This window comes from Ideonella livida, assembly GCF_010499455.1.
Taxonomy (GTDB): domain Bacteria; phylum Pseudomonadota; class Gammaproteobacteria; order Burkholderiales; family Burkholderiaceae_C; genus Ideonella; species Ideonella livida.
Genome location: NZ_JAAGOH010000008.1, coordinates 68,996 through 88,639 on the forward strand (window position 1 = coordinate 68,996; position 19,644 = coordinate 88,639).

Genomic DNA, 19,644 nt, shown 5'->3' on the forward strand with positions numbered 1-19,644 from the left:
GCTTCTCTTTGGTCACGATTCGTGAACAGTGGCTTCACAAAAGGTGGCATTGTCTTTGAATGCGGCGAAAGACATCATGCCGCCACGACGCCCCGGACCGTCCGGGGGAGCGCCACCAGGAGATTCCATGCAAGACAAGACCTTCCGCATCGCCGTCATTCCTGGCGATGGCATTGGCAAAGAAGTGATGCCCGAGGGCCTGCGCGTGGCGCAGGCGGCCTGTGACCGCTTTGGCATCCGGCTGGAGCAGACGCCCATCGAGTGGGCCAGCTGCGACTATTACCAGGCCCACGGCACCATGATGCCGGCCGACTGGAAGGCGCAGCTGGAGGGCATGGATGCGCTGCTGTTCGGGGCGGTGGGATGGCCGGCCACCGTGCCGGACCACATTTCGCTGTGGGGCTCCTTGCTGAAATTCCGCCGCGAGTTCGACCAATACGTCAACCTGCGCCCGGTTCGCCTGTTCGACGGTGTGCCCTGCCCCTTGGCGGGCCGCAAGCCGGGCGATATCGACTATTTTGTGGTGCGCGAAAACACAGAAGGGGAATACACCAACCTGGGCGGCAAGATCTTCGAGGGGACGGACCGCGAGATTGTGATCCAGGAGTCGGTCTTCAGCCGCCATGGTACTGACCGTGTGCTCAAGTACGCCTTTGAGCTCGCCCAACGCCGTCAGCGCAAGCACCTGACCGTGGCCACCAAGAGCAATGGCATTGCCATCAGCATGCCGTGGTGGGATGGCCGTGCCGACGCGATGGCCACGGGCTACCCCGAGGTGACGGTGGACAAGCAGCATATCGACATCCTCAGCGCCCGCTTTGTCCTGCAACCCGGCCGTTTTGACGTGGTGGTCGCCAGCAACCTGTTCGGTGACATCCTGTCTGACCTCGGCCCAGCCACCACCGGCACCATTGGTCTGGCGCCCTCTGCCAACCTCAACCCGGACCGGCGCTTCCCCAGCCTGTTCGAGCCGGTGCATGGCTCAGCGCCGGACATCTACGGCCAGAACATCGCCAATCCTGTGGCCATGATCTGGTCGGCGGCGCTGATGCTGGATCACCTGACCGGTGGCCAGGGGGCAGGCCGGGCGGCCCACGACGCCATCCTGGGGGCCATCGAAACGGTGCTGCGTGAAGGGCCGCGCACCCGGGACCTGGGCGGGCAGGCCAGCACCACCGAGATGGGCCAGGCGATCGCCCAACTCGTCGCGCAGGGCTGATCGACAGCAGCCTCAAACCGACCGTTCGCCAAGACGGTCGGGCGGTTCAGCTGCCGTGGCCAGACCGGGTGCCCGGCATGTCCGCCGTGCTCAGTGTGCCGAAGCGAAAGCTCCTCCCGCCAGCAGCCCGTGCGAGGGTCAGCGCGGCCGACACGCGACTCATCAACTCGGCCAGGTCATGAGGCGCCTCCATGCCCTGGGGGGCCAACTGCACGATGCCGATGCAGGCCTGCACCGGCATCGACTGCTGCTCGACCACGCAAGGACGCATCAGCGCGTCCAGAAGCCGCTGGGCGGTGGCGGCCGCAGCCACCGGCGTCAGTTCGCCCCAGCTCACCAGCACAAAGCTCACGGTGTCCACCCGGGCCAGCAGATCGCCCTGCCGTACCACCGTGCGAAAGCGGGCGGCCACGATCTGCAGCACCTGGTCGCAAACCGTCCGTCCGTATCGGTCGACCAAAGCGTCGAAATGTTGCAGCTCGATGCCGAACAGGGTGAAGGGGCGTGCCTCGGAGGCGGCGAGCTGCCGGTCCAGCTGGTCCCCATTGGCCAGTCCGGTCAGGCTGTCAAAGCCTTCCCGCCGATCCCGTACATCCTGGGCCGCATGCTCCAGCGTGGCATCCCGTCCCACACCGCGCCAGCCCTGCCAGCGGCCCTTGTCGTCCACCAGGCGCCTGCCGCTGAGTGACCACCAGCGCAGCTCGCCCCCAAGCATCAGCGGCACCTGCAGGTCCTGGAAGGGCTCCACATCGCCCAGGGCCTGGCGCAGGGCCTCCTGGGCCTGCCGCTCCTCCGGCGTGGGGCGTGGCAGGCTCAGGTTGAGCAGACGCAGCAGGTCCTCGCCTGCCAAGGACTCCGGCGGGCGACCCAACACGTGCGAGAGGCGCTGGCTCACGTGGGTGAGGCGCCCCTCGGCGTCCAGCTCCCACAGCCAGTCCTGCGCGTTCTGCTCGAAGTCGTAGAGCAGCCGGTGCACCAACTGCTTCTCACGGTCACTGCGCGCCTCGGCCATCATGCGCTGCCCATAGTGGCGCGCCAGGTGGATGGCGGCCGCCAGCACCATCACGGCGTACAGGCAGGTGAGCACGATCAGCTCGGCGTGCTCCGCCGCGCCGGTGCTGACCAATCCCCCCTGGACCGCCAGCGTCAGGATGAGCACGTAGTTGGCGGCGGCTCTGGGCAGTGGGGCCAGGATGAAGGCGCCGGCGCACAGCATGCCTGCCCCGATCATCAACAAGGTGAGGCGACCGGTCTGGTCGGCTGCTGGCAGGCCCAGCACCATGGGGGCTGCCCAGAGGCTGGCTGTCACCACCGCGTTGCGGGTGGCTCGCCATAGGGTGTAACTGCTGCAGTAGCGCGGCCACTGGCCTTCCCGCCAGGTCCGCCAAGCCCGCAGGCCCGTGCCGCTGGCCACCGTGACCAACAGTGCCCACAGCAGCACCGCCGGCAGATGGGCGTGTCCACGGAACACCCAGGCCACGACGAGGGCGTTCAGCACATTGGCCACGGCCACCCAGGGCGTGGCAGCCAGCAAAGGTTGCAGTTGTAGTGAGCGGAACAGTGCGGCGTCCGGACTCTCCAGATCGTAGGGGGTGCAGAAGCGCAGCCACCTTTCATGCAGCCGGCGCCAGGCCGGACGTGGCGCCGACCGGGCGGCAGGGTGGGCTGAAGATGCGGTCATTCCGGAGTGGTCACATACCCCCGATGCCGGGGGAACTGGGGTGCCGGCATCCATGGCCGGCGGGCTGACGGGCTGAGGGGACGGGCGCCTGCCACCTCAGGCCGAGCGCCCGCAGAGGCGGCGGGAACCGTTCGGCCCGAACCCGCACTGCGTGGGTGGGAGCCTAGCAGCACCGGATCGTGGTGTGAACCTCTGGAGGCCCGGAGACTTGTCTCCAAGTGCTGCCGGCGCCCGTCATGGCTTCGCCTGCCAGCGGTGCCCGTCGTGCCAAAGACAAGGGGAATCCGCTTCTTACCGCTCGTCCCGGCGAGCCATAGACCACAACGCCGCGGAAAAGGCGAGTCCCGGCGACAATAGCGCTTTGGATCACTGGTTCCCTCGATGGCGCCGGGATTCAGCGTCGCCGGTGGCGTACCGCGCTCTTGCAGCGGTGCCCTCAGGGTTTTCGACTAGCGAGTCACCAGAGCCTTAAACGCTCTGGGTGTACGTCGATAACCCTGGATAACCGGCGAATGGTCGACGTCGGCCGGACTCGTGGCCAATGCAGTGACGTGACGGAGAAGTGAATGAGAACGACGGTTGTGGATGGGATCACACTCCAATGCCCGCGCTACGTGGTGCGGGTTCCGGGCGGGTGGCAGGTTCGACTGCCCCATGAGCCCACGGTGTTTTTCGCGGATTCGCGGTATGGAGGTCCTCAGGGCTCACATCAGGCGGCGGTGGACATGCGTGTCTCCCGTATCCCCATGTCCGAGGAGGCGGTCGGCGCCTTCGCGCGGGTGGAACGCCGCAACAAGAAGGACCCGCTGGGTGTACCTGGCGTTTTTCTGGTCCACCAGGGCCGGCGTGGCAAACGCACCCCCAGCGTCTACCTCCACGTGATCACCAAGGGGCTGCCCACACGGGCCATCTACGTGGGCACCGAGAGCACCTGGGAAAAGCGCTTCCCGGAGAAGTTGGCCGAAGCTGCTGCACTGCGGGAGCAGCGCGTGCGGGAGTTGGCCCAGCGGGCCGCGGCCGAGACGCCGGCGATGCTGCCGGTGCCGGTGGCACCAGAGACACCGGTGGCCCGCAAGCCGCGCGCCGCCCGGCAGACGCCGACGGGCGTGGCCGCTGTGAAAGACGGTGCGGCGAAGGCCAGCGCGGCACCCGCGCCCGCAAGTCGTGGCCGCAAGTCGGCAGCGCGCAGCAGCGCGGCGGCCTGATGCAAGGGCGTCGCCGTGTGACGGGGCGGCGCCTCGCGTCAGTTCGGGGAGATCTCGAATCCCATGGATTCGAGATCCCTCAGGCTGCGCTCGGAAAACACGGACAAATCGCGACTGCGGTAACGCCCCAGTGAGGTGGATGGGCGAACCAGTTTGACCATTTGATCGACCGTATCGTCGTCGGTGGAGAGGTCGAGGAAATTGAGCAGCCGGACAAAAGTATCTCGCGGCTGGCGGCAAAGATCTTCGTAGCGTAGCGCCAACACGCGGTCGGGATAACGGGCCGACAGTTCCACGAAGCGGCGCTGGCTGTGAAGCCAGAAGTCGAGGGCTTGTGTTGGCCCCACCGGCAAGGGTGTTCCGATCAGTCGGGGCCCCCAACGTTTGGCTTGGTTGAGATTTTTCGAGAAGGCCATGTCCAAGCCATGCCGAATGACTTGGACGTATCGCAGCGTCGGCAGCGCTTCCAGCCAGCGATCAGCCATGAGGTGGCAGTTGGGCTCTTTCCATCCCCAGGGGCGGACCGCCGAGGTTGCGGTGCCGGTGGCCTGGGCCAGCAGGCGATCGCGAATGCCTTCGAGTCTGACCTGTGCCCAAGCGCGGTCGTGGTCATGGCGGCTTGCACCCGCCACGGCCTCCCAGTTGGCCGACAAGGTCGCTGCGGCCCTCTCCAGCGGTCCATTGGGTTGACCACTGCCCTGGAGCAGGTACAGCTCCATCAGTGCATGCAGGCGTTCGGCCTCCACATCCAAGATGCCCGGCCAGCAGAAGAGGCCGGTGTAGGCCAGATCGTCCCCGGCTGGATTCTGGTCATCGCCCATGTGTATCCCTGCCAAGGCCAGTCCGTGCGACAAGACGCGCGTGCCACTGCCCCCGACGCCGCCGATGGCGACCTTGGGTTGGAACTGGCCTTGAAGGATCGAACGGGCGTCGGGACGGAGTGGCATGGCGGGCGAGGAGGGAAGTGCCAACGAAAAAGGCCCCTTGCGGGGCCTTTATTCTGAGGGGTCGGCTGCAAGCCGACGCGATCAGGCGCGCTTGCTGCGCTTGCGGGCGGCGCCCACAGCGGCCAAGCCCAGCGCAAACAGCGCATAAGTCTCGGGTTCCGGAACCGGCGCGGTACCTGCCACCACGCTGATGTCGTCGATGCCGACGATCGTGGCATTGCTCAAGGACACGAAGGTCAGCGTGCTGGCGGAGCCGTCCGAGTAAGCCTTGAAAGACTGGGTCACCCAACCGGTGCTGGAGGAGGCCAGGTCCTCCGTCTGGCTGCCAAAGCTGCTCGTGATCGTCACGCCGGCATCGGTCGAGTAGGTGTTGAAGCTGATGTCGTACCAGCCGGCCGCCAGGGTCAGCGAGTAGTTCAGCGTGACCACCCCGAAGTTGTTCGTGGCGCCGGACAGCGACAGGTACGCGGCGTCATCACCGAGGAAGCTCACCGACGACACCGGGGTGGCGAGGGTGCCGGAGCTCGAGGCCTCGTTCACCAGCCATGCGGCGCCGACCTCAGTCGTCTGAGCGTTCACATCCCAGCCATTCAGGTTGGTGGAAGAAGTGGTCCACCGGCGCACGTTGGTGAAGTTCACGTTCGTCGACCCAGTGCCGCTGTAGCCGCCGAAATTTTCCGCGAAGGAGGTGGAAGTGACGGTGGTCGTGGCGTGTGCGCCCACCGAAGCCGCACCAGCAACCGCCAGCGCGAGCATGTTCTTGAGGATCTTCATCGTCTGGACTCCTGTTTCTGAAGGACTCGATGCAAGCGTACCATATCTGATACTTTATGTAACGGCAATTGTGAGCTTCCCCCTAATGCACATCCCTCATGGCCAGGGGGTTGCCGGCGCCGCTCCAACGGTGACATCGTCTTGCTGCAGGTGGATTGTGCTTGATTTCCAGCAATGGCGACCCTTCAATCAGGGGGTAGGCGCAGATGGTCGGTCGGTTGGGGCCGACCTGCGTGACTTCTTGCGGCGCGGTGGACGTTGCGACGCGCCTGAGTGATGCGAAGGAAGGTTGCAGAGAGTTACAAGAAGACGGTTGAGGTGGTTGTCCTTGCACTGTTCGTGGTGTCCCGGCCAGACGGTGCCGCTTCCGCCTGATGACCGCGCGGGTCCGCGACGCCACAGCGGTCAGAATGTATCGGTGGCGGCGGGCACTTCCACGTCGACCGCCGCCCACGCGCCGGCATCACGCCTTGTGTTTTCGTCTATTTCGCTGACAGTTCCCCACCATGCTCACCCAACCCATTTCCGGCATGAAACCCGGCACCAGCGGTCTGCGCAAGAAGGTGACCGATTTCCAGCGGCCGCATTACCTGGCCAACTTTGTCCAGTCCATCTTCAATGCTGTTCGCCCGGCCGACGGTTTTGCGGGCAAGACCCTGGTGCTGGGGGGCGATGGCCGCTTCTTCAACGCCGAGGCGGCGCAGCTGATTCTCAAGATGGCAGCGGCCAACGGTTTTGCACGGGTGCTGGTGGGACAGGGGGCGATCCTGTCGACGCCGGCCGCGTCTTGTGTGATCCGCCGGCATGGCGCCTTTGGCGGCATCATCTTGTCAGCCAGCCACAACCCGGGTGGGCCTGAGGGCGATTTCGGCATCAAGTTCAATGCGGCCAACGGCGGGCCGGCCCCCGAGGCGATGACCGAGGCCATGTACGCCGCGTCGCAGACCTTGACGGAGTACCACGTGCTGGAGGCGCCGGACGTGGACTTGACGCGCCTAGGCCCCACTGCGCTGGGCGCGATGACCGTGGAGGTCATCAGCCCCGTGGACGACTATGTGGCCCTGATGGCCAGCCTCTTCGATTTCCCGGCGCTGAGGGCGCTGTTCGCCGGGGGCTTCCGTCTGCGCTTTGATGCGATGCATGCGGTGACCGGCCCCTACGCCCGGGCGATTTTTGAGGAGGCGCTGGGGGCGCCGGCGGGCACCGTGATGAACGGCACGCCTTTGCCGGACTTCGGCGGCCACCATCCGGACCCCAATCTCGTGCATGCCCATGAGCTGCTGGCATTGATGATGGGGCCTGACGCGCCGGACCTGGGTGCAGCCTCCGACGGCGATGGCGATCGCAACCTGATCATCGGTCGTGGCATTTTCATTTCGCCCTCGGATTCCCTGGCGATGTTGGCCGCCAACGCCCACTTGGCGCCGGCCTATGCGCAGGGCATCTCTGGGATCGCCCGGTCCATGCCCACCAGCGGGGCGGCTGACCGCGTGGCGGCTGCCTTGGGGGTGCCGGTGTACGAGACGCCGACGGGCTGGAAGTTCTTCGGGAACCTGCTGGACGCGGGGCGCGTCACGATCTGTGGCGAGGAGAGCGCTGGCACCGGCAGCCACCATGTGCGGGAGAAGGACGGTATCTGGGCGGTGCTGCTGTGGCTGTCCATCCTGGCCCGCCGCGGCCAGAGCGTGCAGCAGATTGCCCAGGAGCACTGGTTCACCTACGGCCGCAATTACTACACCCGTCACGACTACGAGGAGATCGATGCGGCCGCGGCGGCGCAGTTGATGGCTGGCTTGCGGGCCCGCCTGCCGGCGCTGCCGGGCGCCACCGTGGCGGGCCGGCTGGTGGCCACGGCGGACGACTTCAGTTATCTGGATCCGGTGGACGGCAGCCAGTCCAAGCAGCAGGGCCTGCGGGTGGTGCTGGCCGACGGCTCGCGCATCGTCTACCGCCTGTCCGGCACCGGTACGGCCGGGGCCACGCTGCGGGTGTACATCGAGCAATACGAGCCCGATGCCGCGCGACTGGACCTGCCCGTGCAGGAGGCGCTGGCGCCGTTGATTGCCGCGGCCGAATCGCTGGCGGACATCCGGGCCCTGACAGGCCGGACAGAGCCCAGCGTGATCACCTGAAGCGTGACGGGCGGCGCCGCAGACGCACCGCTCACGGAGGCACGAAGCGACGCGCCAGGGTCAGCCGGACGGTGATGGCCGGCTGCGCCAGAGGGGCGTTGGAGTGGTAGCCCTCCGCCCCAAAGTGGCCCCAGTAGTTCAGGTACACGTGGCACGCGCCCGGCAGCGGGGTGGCCATAGGAGACATCTCCGGTCCGGCCGCGGCCGTTCCCGCAAGACCCCAGGGCGACAACGGCCGCGGGGTGGAGCACCATCTGCTGCAGTCGCCTCGCGCCCCTTGCGGACCGGCGCCAGGGCCGGGGCGGGCCGTGTCGCCAGTGTTCATGGCGGTGCACCGACGGTGAAGCGCCGCACCAGGGTCAGCTCGCCCGGCTTGCGCATGGGTACCCGCCAGACCTGCTGCTTCTCGCGGGGTGTGCCCTCATGCTCGATGAGCGCGATCTGCGCCACCGTCAGGCCGTCCTGTGCCTCGCCGGCACCAAAGTAGTTCACCAGCACCTGCCACACCCCAGGCGTCGGCCGCGGGTGGACGAAGATCTCGGGTCCATAGCCCGTGGTCACGTCCACGTCCAACACACCGCCGCTGGGCGAGACCCGGGCGCCGTAGAAGACATGTTCGCCCTCCGGGGAGAGCAGGTGCAGGTCCAGGTCGGTCATGGGGCTGTCCCAGCTGAGGACCACGCGCAGGGCCGGCCGGGTGCGTGGGCTGGCTGTCTCGAAGAACTGTGTCCGCCCGCCTTGTGTGCCTTGGCGTACTGTCACGGCATGGGGCCCCGCGCCGAAGGACCATGGCCGCTGGAAATGGCCATCCGGTGCCACGGCCAACGGCATGGCGACCCCGTCCACCACCAGCCGCCCCATGAGGGGGGCGGCCGCCGGGGACAGCGGCCGGCCATCGGGTCGCGGCGCGACCAGCCGGCCTTGAATCCGTCCGCCGGGCGGCGCCCGCTCAGCGGAGACCGAGGCTGCGGGATAGTGCACCTCCTGCAGCAGTTCACCAGCCTGTACCTCGGTGTGCCGCCATCCGCCCACCGGGTCCTGCAAGATCCCCGGCGGGGCGGCCAGGCCAGGTCCCGCTGCACAGAACCAGAGGTTCAGAGCGGCCAGCAGCGCCCACGGCCGATGGGCCGGGGCGGTCGGTGGGGCGGCGACGGCCGTCCGGCGGGAGTGGGGTTGGGGCGACATGGTGGGGCAGGGGAGGAAGGGGCCATCGGGAGGGCAGGGAAGGCCGGGGGGGCGCGTTGGAGGGCGGGCCGGGCTCAACGGTCCACCAGCTGGCGCGCCAGGGCTTCGATGTAGTCTTCATCCCGACCTCGGGGATGGTGGATGAAGGCCAGGTGCAGATACTCGTGGATGAGGGTCAGCCGTCCCTCACGGCTGTGCCACTCGCGCAGCACGATGCGCTGGCGCCGCAGGTCGGCATGCGGTGGCCCCCAGGACAGGGCGCACACCTGCACTGGGCCCGCAGGGGGTTCGTAGCCCGGCTCATGGCGTAGGCGTTCGCGCCAGCGGTGCTGGCGCTGGGTCAGCCAGCGGGCTGCGTCGGGCAAGGCCTGACAGTCGTCGGCCTGGCCCCACTGACCCAGGCCGGCCGATCCGAACGCGGGCGCAAGCAGCGCTGTCCAGGGCTGCGCCGGAGACGCTGCCCAGCGTGCCAGGGTGGGCCGCCAACCGAAGACACCGGGGCCTTCGTCCTCCAGGTGGTATCGCACGCCGTGCGGCAGCTCTCCCTGCAGCACCCAGCCGGCGGTGAACCGGGCGGCCGCCAGGGCGTCGGGCGAGGGCGGGAGGGGGCTGACGCGCTGGGCATGGGTGCTGTCTTCCACCTGGCGGCAGCCGGCCTGGGTGGCGTCCGCTGGCACGGTGTGGTGCAGCAGCCAGGTGCGGGCCACCACAGCCAGGGCGCGGGTGGGGGCGGTCTGGCGGGGGTCAGCTTCCCGGTCCAGGACCCGGGCGATGTAGTCTTCCAGCGGCAGGCGGGCGCTCAGCCGCCAGCGCAGCGCGCCGTCCGCCGTCACCTCGCGGCTGGCCTGCAACGGGCCGGGCACGGTCAGCGACAGCCGGGTACCGCTGGCGAAGCGCAGTTCATGGGGCACCGGCGCGAGCGGGCCTTCGACCACGGCCTGGCCGTCCGGCCGGGTCACACTGGCCAGGGGGTGGCGGGCGAAGAACTGGACCTGGACACAGGGTTGGGCCTGCTGCAGGGCCGGCTCGGGGTCGGCCTGCAGGCGGCCTTGGGCGGTCCAGGCCTGCGCCAGAGTCGCGGCCTGGGCCTGCACCACACGGCGGCCTGTCCCTGGCCCCTGGATCCAGAAGGGTTGACCGTCGGCCAGCCAGCCGCCCGCCCCGCCCAGGCGCTCGCCTTGGGCGTCCACCCAGCTCCAGGTCTTGTAGCGCGGGCTGCTGCCCAACACCGCGGCCAGGGCGGGGTCCTGGGTGACCAGGGGCCCCAGCGCCTCACGGGCGGCCAGGCGTGCGGTGGCGGGTACGGCCGCCAGCGCCTGAAGGATGTCGTCACGGGGGACCCAGGTGTCCGGCCTCAGCCGCTCGAGTGAGCGCAGCCAGTCCGGCGGCTGGGTGGCCGGCCGGCCACCGTCGGGATCGAGAGCGCTCCAGAAAGCGCGCCACGCGGCAGCGCTCAGGCCCAGGCGGGCGGGCTCGAAGTATGGCCCACAGGAGCGGCGCAGGGCCTCGTCGCGTTCGACCCAGCCCCCGGGCTCACAACAGTAGTCTTCGTCAGGCTGGCGCTCGGCCTGCGGGCCGCAGGTAAAGACCGGTTCCGGGGGCTGTCCTGTGCGCGTCTGCTCCACCAGCCAGGCATGGACAAAGAGTTTCCAGAGGCTGCCCAAGGGGGCCAGCGTTGGCGCAGAGGCGGTGCGGGTGGCCGCTTGATCCGGCAGGGCCTGCGCGCCCACAGCCCCCTGCAGCACGGTGAGCGCCGCGGCAGCGATCCGCGCCCTGGCCGTTTTCACCGCACCTCCAGCCGGCCCCAGGGCGAGGCGTTCTCGGTGGCCTTGGCCTCCGGTTCGTAGACCCGCCAGAGCCGGGCCGGGGGCAGCTGGAACACCCCGCGTTGGGAAAAGCGCAGCAGGTGCCGCACCGTCACGGTTTGTTGGGCGGGCAACACGTCCAGCGGCACGCCGTAGCCACCGTCTACCGGCTGGGCGGTCGCAGCCTCCAGCGGGCGCCAGGCGGGCTCGGCAGACTTGCCGGCCGGCAGGTCCAGTCCCCAGGTGGAGGTTTCCACCGCGGCGCCGGGCGGCAACGCCACCTGCAGCAGCGCCCAGCGTAGGCGCGGGCCGGTGGCCCGCAACTGCACCTCGTCCAGGTACAGGGCATTGGCATCCAGCGGGCTGCCCGGGCTCACGGGTTGCAGGCTGACCTGTCGTCGCGTGCTGGCCAGCGGGGTGGGGGGCGGGCCGGCGGGATTGGGGGCTTCCGCCTCATCCGCCGTGGCCTGCTCCGCCGGGTGGGGGCGGGTGGTGACCTTATAGAGCCGGCGCTGGAGTTGGACGGGCAGCGCGGGCGCTGTCGTCGGGACCAGCGCGCTGTCGAAGCGCAGGAAGGCGTGGCGAGCACTGCCGGCGGCTGCAAGCTGAGCCGGCAAGGCGGCCCCGGGTGCCAGCCGGTACTGGGGCTGACCCCAGGCCGAGGTCTGGGCCAGTGGCTGCCAGGGGGCCGGCAGGTTGGGCACTGCCAGCCGGCCCGCGGCCAGCAGTGAGCCCCCTGCGGCCGGCAGGTTCGCGCGGGCGTTGGGGGGGCCACCCAGGGCGGTGTGCAGCCACCCCAGGGCCAGGGCCCGGTCCGGGCCGGCTAGTTCGCCACGCACGCGGCCTAGCAGCGCCAGCGCGCGCTGGCGGGCCGTGGTGGCGCTGTTCCAACCCAGGCCGGGGCCGGCCAATGCCAACAGGGCCTGCGCCAGGGGCTGCGGACTGGCCGCCAGGCGTCCGGCCGCAGCCAGGGCTGGCGCTGGCGGGGCGGCGTTGCCGCCCGCAATGCTTGACCGCCGTATGGTGTGGGTGGCCAGCACCCAGGCCATGTCGCGGGCCTCGGGATCGGCAGCATCGGCCAGTACCAGACTGTGCTGGCCAGGCCGGATGCGCGGCGTGGCTGGCGCCCGGGCGGCGCCAGCCTGCAGATCGTCCAGCAGGGCGGCCTGCAGGCTTTGCACCGGCAGGCCCATCTGCGCCATCCAATCCAGCGCCAGGGCGCGTTGCAGCGGTGGCAGCTGCGGTGCGGCCTTGGCATAGACCTCCAGCAGCCGCTGCCAATGCGCTGGCGGCAGCGGCTGCTGCAGCGCCTGGCTGGCCCGCCAGTCGGCGTGGTAGGCATAAAGGGTCAGGAAGGGGTCGGGGGCCATGTGCCGGCCCCACCACGCGAAGCGGGCCTGGGGGCTGGCCAGCTGGGCCAGACGCAGCCGCCCGCCCGCCAGCCGCTGGGTGAGCCAGGGGGCCAGCGCTTCCTGGCCCGGGGTCAGGTGCTCCAGGGCCAGGGTCAGGGGCAGCAGGCGGCTGGCGGTCTGCTCCACCCCGCCCCAGGGCAGGTCCACCAGCTCGTCGATCCACCGGCTGAAGGCGCCGGCGGCCGGATCGGCGCTGAGGGTCAGCCGCAAGTTATGGGCGTCGGGCGGTAAGGCCAGCGGTACCGGGCCCTGGCTCAGGTCCAGCACCAGCTCTCGGGGGGCGGCCCACCCAGGCGCCTGTCGCCGCAGGCGCGGCTGCAGGCGGTCGGCCTCCACCGGCGCGCCGCTGCCTGGGGGTGTCACCCATAGGCTCAAGCTCAGGTCGGGGGCCTGCAACTGGGTGGCCTCCAGCGGCAGGTGGACAAAGTTGGCACCTGGGCGCAGCAGCAGTGGCAGGCGTCTGGGGGTGGGTCCCAGGCCGCTGACCCTCAGTTCTGCCGGACGCTCCCCAGCCTGCTGGCTGAACACGGCCACGCTGGCCTGGGCCTGGTCGCCCAGACGCTGCCAATCGGGACTGGTCCACTTCAGGTAGTAGGGCTTGTCGCTGCGCACCCAGGCGGTTTGCTGGCCGACCAGACCCTCGGCGGTCATGGCCCTGCCGGTCAGGCGCCAGCGGCTCAGGGCGTCCGGCATGACGAAGGTGAAGCGGGTGCGCCCGCTGGCGTCGGTGCGCAGCCGGGGTTGCCAGGCGGCGGTGTCCACCTCGTCGCGCCGTGGCCGCTCCTGCACCTTCAGGGCGCGTTCCGGGTGGCCGCGCTGCCCGGGCAGCTGGCCCAGCGCCTGGGTGGCCAAGTCGTAGCCGATGAAGGACAGGCTGGCGCTGGTGCGCACGTTGTTGCGTCGTGGGTGGAAGAAGAAGTCCTCGATGCTGGGGGCGATTTCCGGCTGCAGCACGTAGATCATCTCGTCGACCACGCCCACGCTGACCTCGGCGGCCACCGGCCGACCGCCGACCTGGGTGCTCACCTCCACCGCCACGGTCTCACCGGGGGCGTAGACCGCGCGCTCGGTGCGCAGGCCCACCTGCACCCGAGCCTGTTCCACCCGCAGTCCCTGGTTCTCGAAGACCAGGGCCCCGTCCTGCACCAGACCCACGGAGAAGGTGATGTTGGGCGCCATGGCCGCGGTGACCGGGATCTGCACCCGCCACTGGTGGGGGGTCAGGCGCTCCGTGCGCAGGCCATCACCCCCGTCGGTCAGCAAGCTCGCGGCCTCGACGCTGTCGCGCTCCAGACTGATCAGGGCCTGCTCCACCGGGCGCGAGAAGGTGACCAGGGCCGTGGCCGTCTGCCCGGGCAGGTAGCGCGGCTGGTCCAGGGTGATGGCGATGCTGCCGGCGGGCACCTGCACGCCCGGGCCGGTGACGGTGTGGTGGCTGGCCCCCACCAGGCGGCCGCGGGCATCCCGCAGCTGCAGGGTGTAGGTGCCGGGGCGGACCAGGTTCAAGGTGCTCTGGCCGCCGGCCGCGCTGCTGGCGGCTGCCGCGATGGGCTGACTGCCGCGGCTTCGGTCCTCCTGGCGCAGCCAGTCGAGTTGGACCGGGCGGGCAGGTTCAACGGCGCCGCCACCCAAGCTGATGCGGCGGCTGGGGGTCCACTGCAGCCGTACGGACTCGCCCGGTGCGGAGAACTGGCGCTCGGCCTGCAACGCCCAGGCGGCGCCGCCCCGCTCCACCAGGAGTTCCTGGTGGCCGCGAACCCGGTAGGCGGCGCCGTCGGCGGCCAGGGCCGAGAGCAGGTAGCGGCTGGCCACCTCGGCCGGTGGCAGGCTGAAGCGCGCCATGCCCTTGGCGTCGGTGGTCAGCTCAGACTGGCTGAGCTTGACGGGAAAGGCGCCCGCATAGTCCAGCTCGCCGTCGATGAGGCTGAGCTGCTGCGCGCGGGCCGACAGGCTGACCTGGGCGCCCACCACCGGACGGCCGTCGGGGTAGTGCAGTTGCAGCCGGCCGGTCACCGCTTCGCCGGTGCTGAAGTCGGGCTTGTCCGGCAGCCACTGCAATTCGAAGTGCGGCTTCTGGTAGTCGGCCACCCGGAACGCCGCCGCGTAGACCTCGTCGCGCAGGGTCAGGCGCAGCTCATAGCCGCCCGCCGGTGCGTTGGCGGGCAGGTGGAACTGGGTGTCGGCGCCACGCTGACCGCTGAAGGTGGTGCGCTGTTGGGCCACCACCTGACCGACGGGGTCCAGGGCCTGCAGCTGCAGCGGGCCGTCGGCCAGCGGCACCGAGTCGCGGGCGTTGCGGAATTCCCGACCGGTGATCTTGACCTTGACCTCGTCCCCGGGCCGGTACAGAGGGCGGTCGGTCACCGCGTAGACCCTGGCGTTGTAGATCTCGCTGTCGTAGTAGAAGTTCTCGGAGATGAAGACGCCGCCGGCCGGGTCCTGACCGAAGACGTAGCTCTGCTCCGGAGCTGCCTTGGCCAGTCGCAGCAGGCCGCGCCCGTCGGTCTGGCCACTTTGCAGCACACCCACGCCATCGGTCCACAGCACCCGGGTCCCCGGCACCGCCTGGGCGTTGTCCCGCCGGGCGCTCCAGACGAGCATCTGCTGGCCAGAGACCTTGGTCAAAGCGACCGTGTCGGAGACAAAAAGCAAGGTGGTCGCCCGATGCAGGCCGGCACTGGCCTCCACCAGGTACAGGCCTGGCGGCAGGCCCTGACCCTTGGCGGTCAGCGGCACCATCACATTGCCCGCTGCCGGACCGATGAAGCCGCTGCTGCTGCCCTCCAGGGCCAAACCTTCGGGTGGCGCGATGGGCCGGGCCGCATGCACCGGATAGCGAAAGCGCTGCACCAGCGGCAGACCGGGAATGGGACGGTGGCTCGGTGGCTCCTGGAAGGCGGAGGGCCGCGTCAGGTCGGCCGGCGTGCGAAGCGCCGGGGCCTGGGCGGTCACGGCCTGCCGCGCCTGCGGCGAGAACAGGTCACGCCAGGCCTGGCGCGAGCGTACCCACCAGCTGTCCCACAGGTGGGTCAGGGTGTTGGACAAGCCCTCCGGGGCTGCCGGCGCGGGTACACGCACGCGGTGCAGGTTGCGCTGCTGGCGCAGGAAGCCCAAGGCATCGGGAATCCGGTAGAGGGCAATGTCCACGCCACCCAGCGCGGACGTGCCATGGGGGTCCTGCAGCTCCAGCCGCACTTGTGGCGGCTCCTGGCTGCCGTAGGTGGCGTCGGTCAGTAAGAAAAAGGGTTCTCCGCTGTAGGGCTGTCGTTCATTGGCCAGCGGAGATTCGGCGACGGGGGCCGGCGCGCTGGCGGGGGCGGAAGGGGCCGCGACGGCCACCGGGCCACCCAATCCCCCAGGGTGTGGAGGCGCTGGCAGCAGGCCGGCCAGGGCCGACACCAGCAGGGCCGTGGCGGGCCCGCGCGGGCGGCCCACCAGGCGGGAAAAGGCGGGGCGGGGGGCGGCAGGGTGTGAGGTTCGGGCCATGGGTGGCGGATGAGGCGCGTGGGGGGGGGGCCGAAGGGGGCAGGGGAGGCTTCAGCCCAGCAGATGCAGCCGGTGCAGGCCCACGAAGTTGGGGTTCTGGTCGTGGGGGCGCCAGCGGGTGTCCCGCCAGTCCATCAGTTGCGCCACCGGCAAGGCCCGCAGGCCGGTGTCACCTGGTGCGCGCTGATTGGCGGGCTGACCGGTGTGGTAGGCCACATAGGGTCCCAGCCACAGCATCAGGTGCTGGTCATCCCCGAAGTCGTAGAACAGCAGGTCGGCCGCCTGCGCCTGGGCGAGCTGGCGGCCCACCCGCCGGGTGTTGGCCTGCACCAGCTCGAGGGCGGTCACAAAGGCGGCGGTGCCCCCTTCGGCCCGGCGCCAGCGGTGCCGCCAAGGGGTGGCCAGGTTGGGGGCCAGGTCGGGAGGCAGTCGGCGGCCCTGCAGCCCCATGCTGCGCCGCCAGGCCATGTCATGGGGGCGCAGCGCCTCGGCCACCACAAAACGCACCAGCCCGGCGCAGTCCTGGTGGTGCCAGCGCGGACTGGGGCCCTGCTCCAGCTGTTGCCGCACCAGCACGCCGATCCAGTCGCGCAGCGCCTGGGCAGCGGCTGGCGGCAGCCGGGTGGGCACCGGGTCCGTGGCGTCCACGCGCCTTGGCGGCACGGCGGGCGCTTGCGCCCGGGCGCCGGTCAGGGGCCAGGCCAGGACCCCGGCTGGAGCCGTCCACCGGCCCAGGGTGACGCCACCTGCCAGGGAGGTGAAGTGGTGCAGGCCAGCCTGCAGCAGCCGGCGCCGGGTGGGGGGTTCGGTGCCTGGCTGGCAAGCGCAGAGGCGGAGGAGCGCAAGGGGCATGGTGCAGCTCAGGGCAGGCGGCCGGGCGCCGCCAGGGCCGTCCAGCGCAGTGACATCCAGCCCTGGGCGTTGGGAAGACCTTGCAGCTGCACTTGGGTAGCGGGCAGCTCAGCCAGGCGCTGCAACTGGGGGAAAAGCCGGGTCTGGGCCGCCTGACGGAAGCTGGCCTGGCGGGGGCCCAGCACCGAGAGCGACTCGGCCTGGAGCAGGCGGCTCAGTTCCGCCGGTTCCACCACGGCCAACACCGCGCCCGGTGCACCACTGGCCCCCAGGCTGTCGGCCACGCTGGGATAGCGACGGGCGACGGTATCGACCGCGCGGTCCACCAACCCCGCGTCAGGTGAGAACAGCCACCAGGGGCCGACGCGCTGCAGGGCCCAGTGGTAGGTCCCCTGGCCGGCACGACGCTGGGGCACCTGGGCAAGCGCCCGGCCGTCGCCAGTACGCAGCGCCGCCTGCTCGGGCAGCAGCCACTCGGCCAGGGCCCGCAGGGTGGCGTCGTCCGGCGCGGGGGCACTGCTGCGGGCCACCAGCAATGGCGTGTGCAGCGTGGCGCCGGCATACCAGCACACGGCGGCCGGCCCTTGCAGGCCTTGCAAGGTGCGCCGCAGCACCTCGGGCGGCCGGGGGGTATCGGCTGAGGTGCCCTGGGGGGCAGCGCCCAGCGCCTGCAGGCGCGACCAGGCCACCGGCAAGGCCGCGCAGGCGGCAGGGCTGGCCGGCAGGGCGGCCCAGGGCGGTTGCGACTGCAGGCTGGCGGGCAGCCCGCCTCCCACCCGCACACGGGTCTCCAGTACCTGCCCGCCCAGGTCCAGGCTTGCACCCAAGGCCTGCAGGCCCGGAAAGAAGTGCTGGTATTGCAGCGACAGCAACGGCCCGCGGGCCACCAGCTCATGACGACCGGGGCTGGGCTGCACCGCCTGGGCCTGCTGCCAGACGGCCTGTTCGGTGGCGCGCGGCGAGAGCAGGCGCAGCAGCACCTCGGCGGCGGCCGGGTCGGGTCCGGCCACGGGGGTGTCCGCACCGGGCGCATCGCCCGGTGCCGGGGGCGACCAGAGCAGGCCGGGATCGGACATGACCACCAGCCGGTCGCCGCGGGCGGCCAGTGCCAGCGTACGCCGCGGGCTCAGGGCCAAGGCCAGCACCGGCACGGCGGCGGCGCCGTCGGCCGGCTGCAGCTGGCCCAGGCGGCTGAGCTGCAGGTCCTGGGCCGCCAGCGGGGCCAAAGTCTGCAGCAGCCGGGTGGCTGCACCGCGCTCCATGGCCAGGGCCCAGTGGCGCAGGGCTCCGCGGTCGTCGGGCCACATCGCCAGCTCCGCCGGGCCGTCCAGCGCCTGCTCCAGCAGCCGCTCGGGCAGACTCAAGTCGTGTTCAAAGGCCAGCCGCTTGAGGGTGCCGGCCAGGGCCAGCCGCTCTTCGTGCTCCTCGTAGTGGAAGACGAAGTCCTCGGTCAGGACGGTGCGCAGCACCGGGGCGCGGGTCAGGTCCCGGACCAAGCCCGAGAGGCTGGGCGTGGCCACCCAGGCCTGGGGCTGGCGCCAGTCCACTTGCAAGGGGTTGAGCGGACCCTGGTACTGGGCCCAGCCCTGCCGGCTGCTGCCCAGTCCCGCCAGGGCCAGGACGCCACCGGCCACCCACAACGTCCGCCGCACCCACCGCCGCTGCAGCCAGGGGCGCAGTCGAAACGGGCCACCACGGGCCGAGCGGCAGCCGGGCCGGGTGAGCAGGGGGCTGGAGAGGGCTTCGGGCTCCGCGGCGACGGAAGGGGTGGCAAGGGGCGGTTCTGGGTCCGCTAGGGTGGGCATGGCAGTCTCCCGGAAGGGCGGCCGGTCACAGCATCAGGCCGGCCAGGGCATCATAGGCGGCCGGTCCTGCCTCGGCCCGGGCGGACAGGCCGCCGGACAAGGGGGGCATGGCCCCGTGTCAGGAGGGGATATTTCCGATGCCGATGTCCACCGTCCGCAGACTTGGCGCGTTGCGCCCCCTGGGCGCCACGTCCCTGACCGGGCTCGGCCGGCCTTCCTTTGCAAGCCCTCGCCACGTTTTGCGTCTCCATCTGCTGTGAACCTGTCGTCCTGTACTGCTTCGTCCTCCTTCCACCCGTCGCGCCCGTGGGCCACGCGGCTGCCTTGGGCCGCAGGTCTGGCCGTTCCCCTGTGCATGGCGCTGCTCCTGGGCGGCTGCGCCCAGGCGCCGTCAACCGGAACCGCCCCACCCCTGCCGGACACCCCCCGCGTGGTGAGGCTCTCCCCGGACCAGGAAACACCGGCCTGGCAGCCGCTGCTGTTGCCCGGTAAGACGCCGACCCGCTATCAGCCCGACCGCAAGGAAGGTCGACCGGCTTGGCGGGCGCAGGCGGACCTGAGCGCCAGCATGTGGCGGCGCAAGCTTTACGTGGCCCCGTCCGACCTGGGCGAGGTGCAGTTCTCGTGGTGGGTCTCCAATTTGCTGGAGGGGGCGGACCTGGCCGAGCGAGGTCAGGGGGATTCGCCGGCCCGGCTGGTCTTCGCCTTTGATGGCGACACGGGGCGGCTGGGCTTTCAGGACCGCATGATGGCCGAGATGGCCGCCACGCTGACGGGCGAGGCCATGCCTTACGCCACCTTGATGTATGTCTGGTCCAACGGGTCGGCGCCGGAGTCGGTCATCACCAATCCGCGCACCGGCCGTGTGCGCAAGATCGTGCTGGAGTCCGGTCCTGGCCCTTTGCGCCAGTGGCGCGACTACCGGCGCAATCTGGTGGAGGATTTCCGCCGGGCCTTCGGCGAGGCCCCTGGTCCGCTGGTGGCGGTGGGCCTGATGACCGACACCGACAACACCCGCACCCGGACCACCACCTGGTACGGTGAAGTGCAGTTGCTGGCGCCGGTGGCGGCTGGCGTCGGCGCGGCGCCCCCGGCGGTGTCGGCGCCGCACTGACCCAGCACGGCACGGGCTTATCAGCGG

At 70.4% G+C, this 19,644-nt stretch carries 13 protein-coding genes; 4 read left to right on the forward strand and 9 right to left on the reverse strand.

Features of this window, described 5'->3' with window-relative positions:
- The first annotated feature begins 127 nt into the window (after positions 1-127).
- The gene (locus G3A44_RS08780) at positions 128-1,219 is read left to right on the forward strand and encodes a tartrate dehydrogenase (RefSeq protein ID WP_163457134.1); all 1,092 of its coding nucleotides are present in this window, start codon (positions 128-130) and stop codon (positions 1,217-1,219) included.
- A gap of 46 nt (positions 1,220-1,265) precedes the next feature.
- Here G3A44_RS08780 and G3A44_RS08785 read toward each other — a convergent pair whose 3' ends face one another.
- Entirely contained in the window at positions 1,266-2,900 is a 1,635-nt protein-coding gene (locus G3A44_RS08785; protein WP_163457135.1) for a sensor domain-containing diguanylate cyclase, read from the reverse strand.
- A 725-nt stretch (positions 2,901-3,625) separates the two neighbouring features.
- Between G3A44_RS08785 and G3A44_RS08790 the strand changes: the two genes are divergently transcribed.
- A complete protein-coding gene (locus G3A44_RS08790; protein ID WP_163457136.1) occupies positions 3,626-4,105 on the forward strand; it encodes a hypothetical protein in 480 nt (159 codons plus the stop codon).
- A gap of 38 nt (positions 4,106-4,143) precedes the next feature.
- On the opposite strand, the gene G3A44_RS08795 is transcribed toward G3A44_RS08790, so the two are convergent.
- Together G3A44_RS08795 and G3A44_RS08800 are read right to left on the reverse strand one after the other, a co-directional pair.
- The gene (locus G3A44_RS08795; RefSeq protein WP_163457137.1) at positions 4,144-5,052 is read right to left on the reverse strand and encodes a sulfotransferase family protein; all 909 of its coding nucleotides are present in this window, start codon (positions 5,050-5,052) and stop codon (positions 4,144-4,146) included.
- An 81-nt stretch (positions 5,053-5,133) separates the two neighbouring features.
- Positions 5,134-5,826 carry a PEP-CTERM sorting domain-containing protein gene (locus G3A44_RS08800; protein WP_163457138.1) on the reverse strand — a complete coding sequence of 231 codons (693 nt, stop codon included), beginning with the start codon at positions 5,824-5,826 and terminating at the stop codon, positions 5,134-5,136.
- 506 nt (positions 5,827-6,332) lie between these two features.
- On the opposite strand from G3A44_RS08800, the gene G3A44_RS08805 reads away from it, so the two are divergent.
- Positions 6,333-7,958: an alpha-D-glucose phosphate-specific phosphoglucomutase gene (locus tag G3A44_RS08805; RefSeq protein WP_163457139.1), complete on the forward strand. Its 1,626-nt coding sequence runs from the start codon at positions 6,333-6,335 to the stop codon at positions 7,956-7,958.
- Between the two features lie 31 nt (positions 7,959-7,989).
- Here the strand turns inward: G3A44_RS08805 and G3A44_RS08810 are convergent, their stop codons facing one another.
- The 6 genes from G3A44_RS08810 to G3A44_RS08835 all read right to left on the reverse strand — a co-directional run bounded on the left by G3A44_RS08810 (position 7,990) and on the right by G3A44_RS08835 (position 18,503).
- Positions 7,990-8,145 (reverse strand): hypothetical protein, encoded by a 156-nt coding sequence (locus G3A44_RS08810; protein ID WP_163457140.1) that lies wholly within the window; start codon positions 8,143-8,145, stop codon positions 7,990-7,992.
- Positions 8,146-8,279: 134 nt separating this feature from the next.
- Complete coding sequence (locus G3A44_RS08815; protein WP_163457141.1) at positions 8,280-9,143, reverse strand: YfaP family protein; 864 nt, start codon at positions 9,141-9,143, stop codon at positions 8,280-8,282.
- Between the two features lie 74 nt (positions 9,144-9,217).
- Positions 9,218-10,930: a DUF2300 domain-containing protein gene (locus G3A44_RS08820; protein ID WP_163457142.1), complete on the reverse strand. Its 1,713-nt coding sequence runs from the start codon at positions 10,928-10,930 to the stop codon at positions 9,218-9,220.
- Positions 10,927-15,846 carry an MG2 domain-containing protein gene (locus tag G3A44_RS08825; protein WP_163457143.1) on the reverse strand — a complete coding sequence of 1,640 codons (4,920 nt, stop codon included), beginning with the start codon at positions 15,844-15,846 and terminating at the stop codon, positions 10,927-10,929. Before G3A44_RS08825 ends, G3A44_RS08820 begins: the two co-directional genes overlap by 4 nt.
- A gap of 51 nt (positions 15,847-15,897) precedes the next feature.
- Positions 15,898-16,698, reverse strand: a complete 801-nt coding sequence (locus tag G3A44_RS08830; RefSeq protein WP_163457144.1) for a DUF1175 family protein — start codon at positions 16,696-16,698, stop codon at positions 15,898-15,900.
- Positions 16,699-16,706: 8 nt separating this feature from the next.
- Entirely contained in the window at positions 16,707-18,503 is a 1,797-nt protein-coding gene (locus tag G3A44_RS08835; RefSeq protein WP_163457145.1) for a DUF2138 family protein, read from the reverse strand.
- Positions 18,504-18,858: 355 nt separating this feature from the next.
- On the opposite strand from G3A44_RS08835, the gene G3A44_RS08840 reads away from it, so the two are divergent.
- Positions 18,859-19,617, forward strand: coding sequence for a DUF3047 domain-containing protein (locus tag G3A44_RS08840; protein WP_163457146.1), 759 nt, complete (start codon positions 18,859-18,861; stop codon positions 19,615-19,617).
- Positions 19,618-19,644 lie beyond the last annotated feature (27 nt).

What these genes read in the sequence shown, in the direction of transcription:
- G3A44_RS08780 (WP_163457134.1), top strand. Translation starts at nt 128, where the DNA reads ATGCAAGACAAGACCTTCCGCATCGCCGTCATTCCTGGCGATGGCATT.
- G3A44_RS08785 (WP_163457135.1), bottom strand. Translation starts at nt 2,900, where the DNA reads ATGACCGCATCTTCAGCCCACCCTGCCGCCCGGTCGGCGCCACGTCCG.
- G3A44_RS08790 (WP_163457136.1), top strand. Translation starts at nt 3,626, where the DNA reads ATGCGTGTCTCCCGTATCCCCATGTCCGAGGAGGCGGTCGGCGCCTTC.
- G3A44_RS08795 (WP_163457137.1), bottom strand. Translation starts at nt 5,052, where the DNA reads ATGCCACTCCGTCCCGACGCCCGTTCGATCCTTCAAGGCCAGTTCCAA.
- G3A44_RS08800 (WP_163457138.1), bottom strand. Translation starts at nt 5,826, where the DNA reads ATGAAGATCCTCAAGAACATGCTCGCGCTGGCGGTTGCTGGTGCGGCT.
- G3A44_RS08805 (WP_163457139.1), top strand. Translation starts at nt 6,333, where the DNA reads ATGCTCACCCAACCCATTTCCGGCATGAAACCCGGCACCAGCGGTCTG.
- G3A44_RS08810 (WP_163457140.1), bottom strand. Translation starts at nt 8,145, where the DNA reads ATGTCTCCTATGGCCACCCCGCTGCCGGGCGCGTGCCACGTGTACCTG.
- G3A44_RS08815 (WP_163457141.1), bottom strand. Translation starts at nt 9,143, where the DNA reads ATGTCGCCCCAACCCCACTCCCGCCGGACGGCCGTCGCCGCCCCACCG.
- G3A44_RS08825 (WP_163457143.1), bottom strand. Translation starts at nt 15,846, where the DNA reads ATGGCCCGAACCTCACACCCTGCCGCCCCCCGCCCCGCCTTTTCCCGC.
- G3A44_RS08830 (WP_163457144.1), bottom strand. Translation starts at nt 16,698, where the DNA reads ATGCCCCTTGCGCTCCTCCGCCTCTGCGCTTGCCAGCCAGGCACCGAA.
- G3A44_RS08835 (WP_163457145.1), bottom strand. Translation starts at nt 18,503, where the DNA reads ATGCCCACCCTAGCGGACCCAGAACCGCCCCTTGCCACCCCTTCCGTC.
- G3A44_RS08840 (WP_163457146.1), top strand. Translation starts at nt 18,859, where the DNA reads ATGGCGCTGCTCCTGGGCGGCTGCGCCCAGGCGCCGTCAACCGGAACC.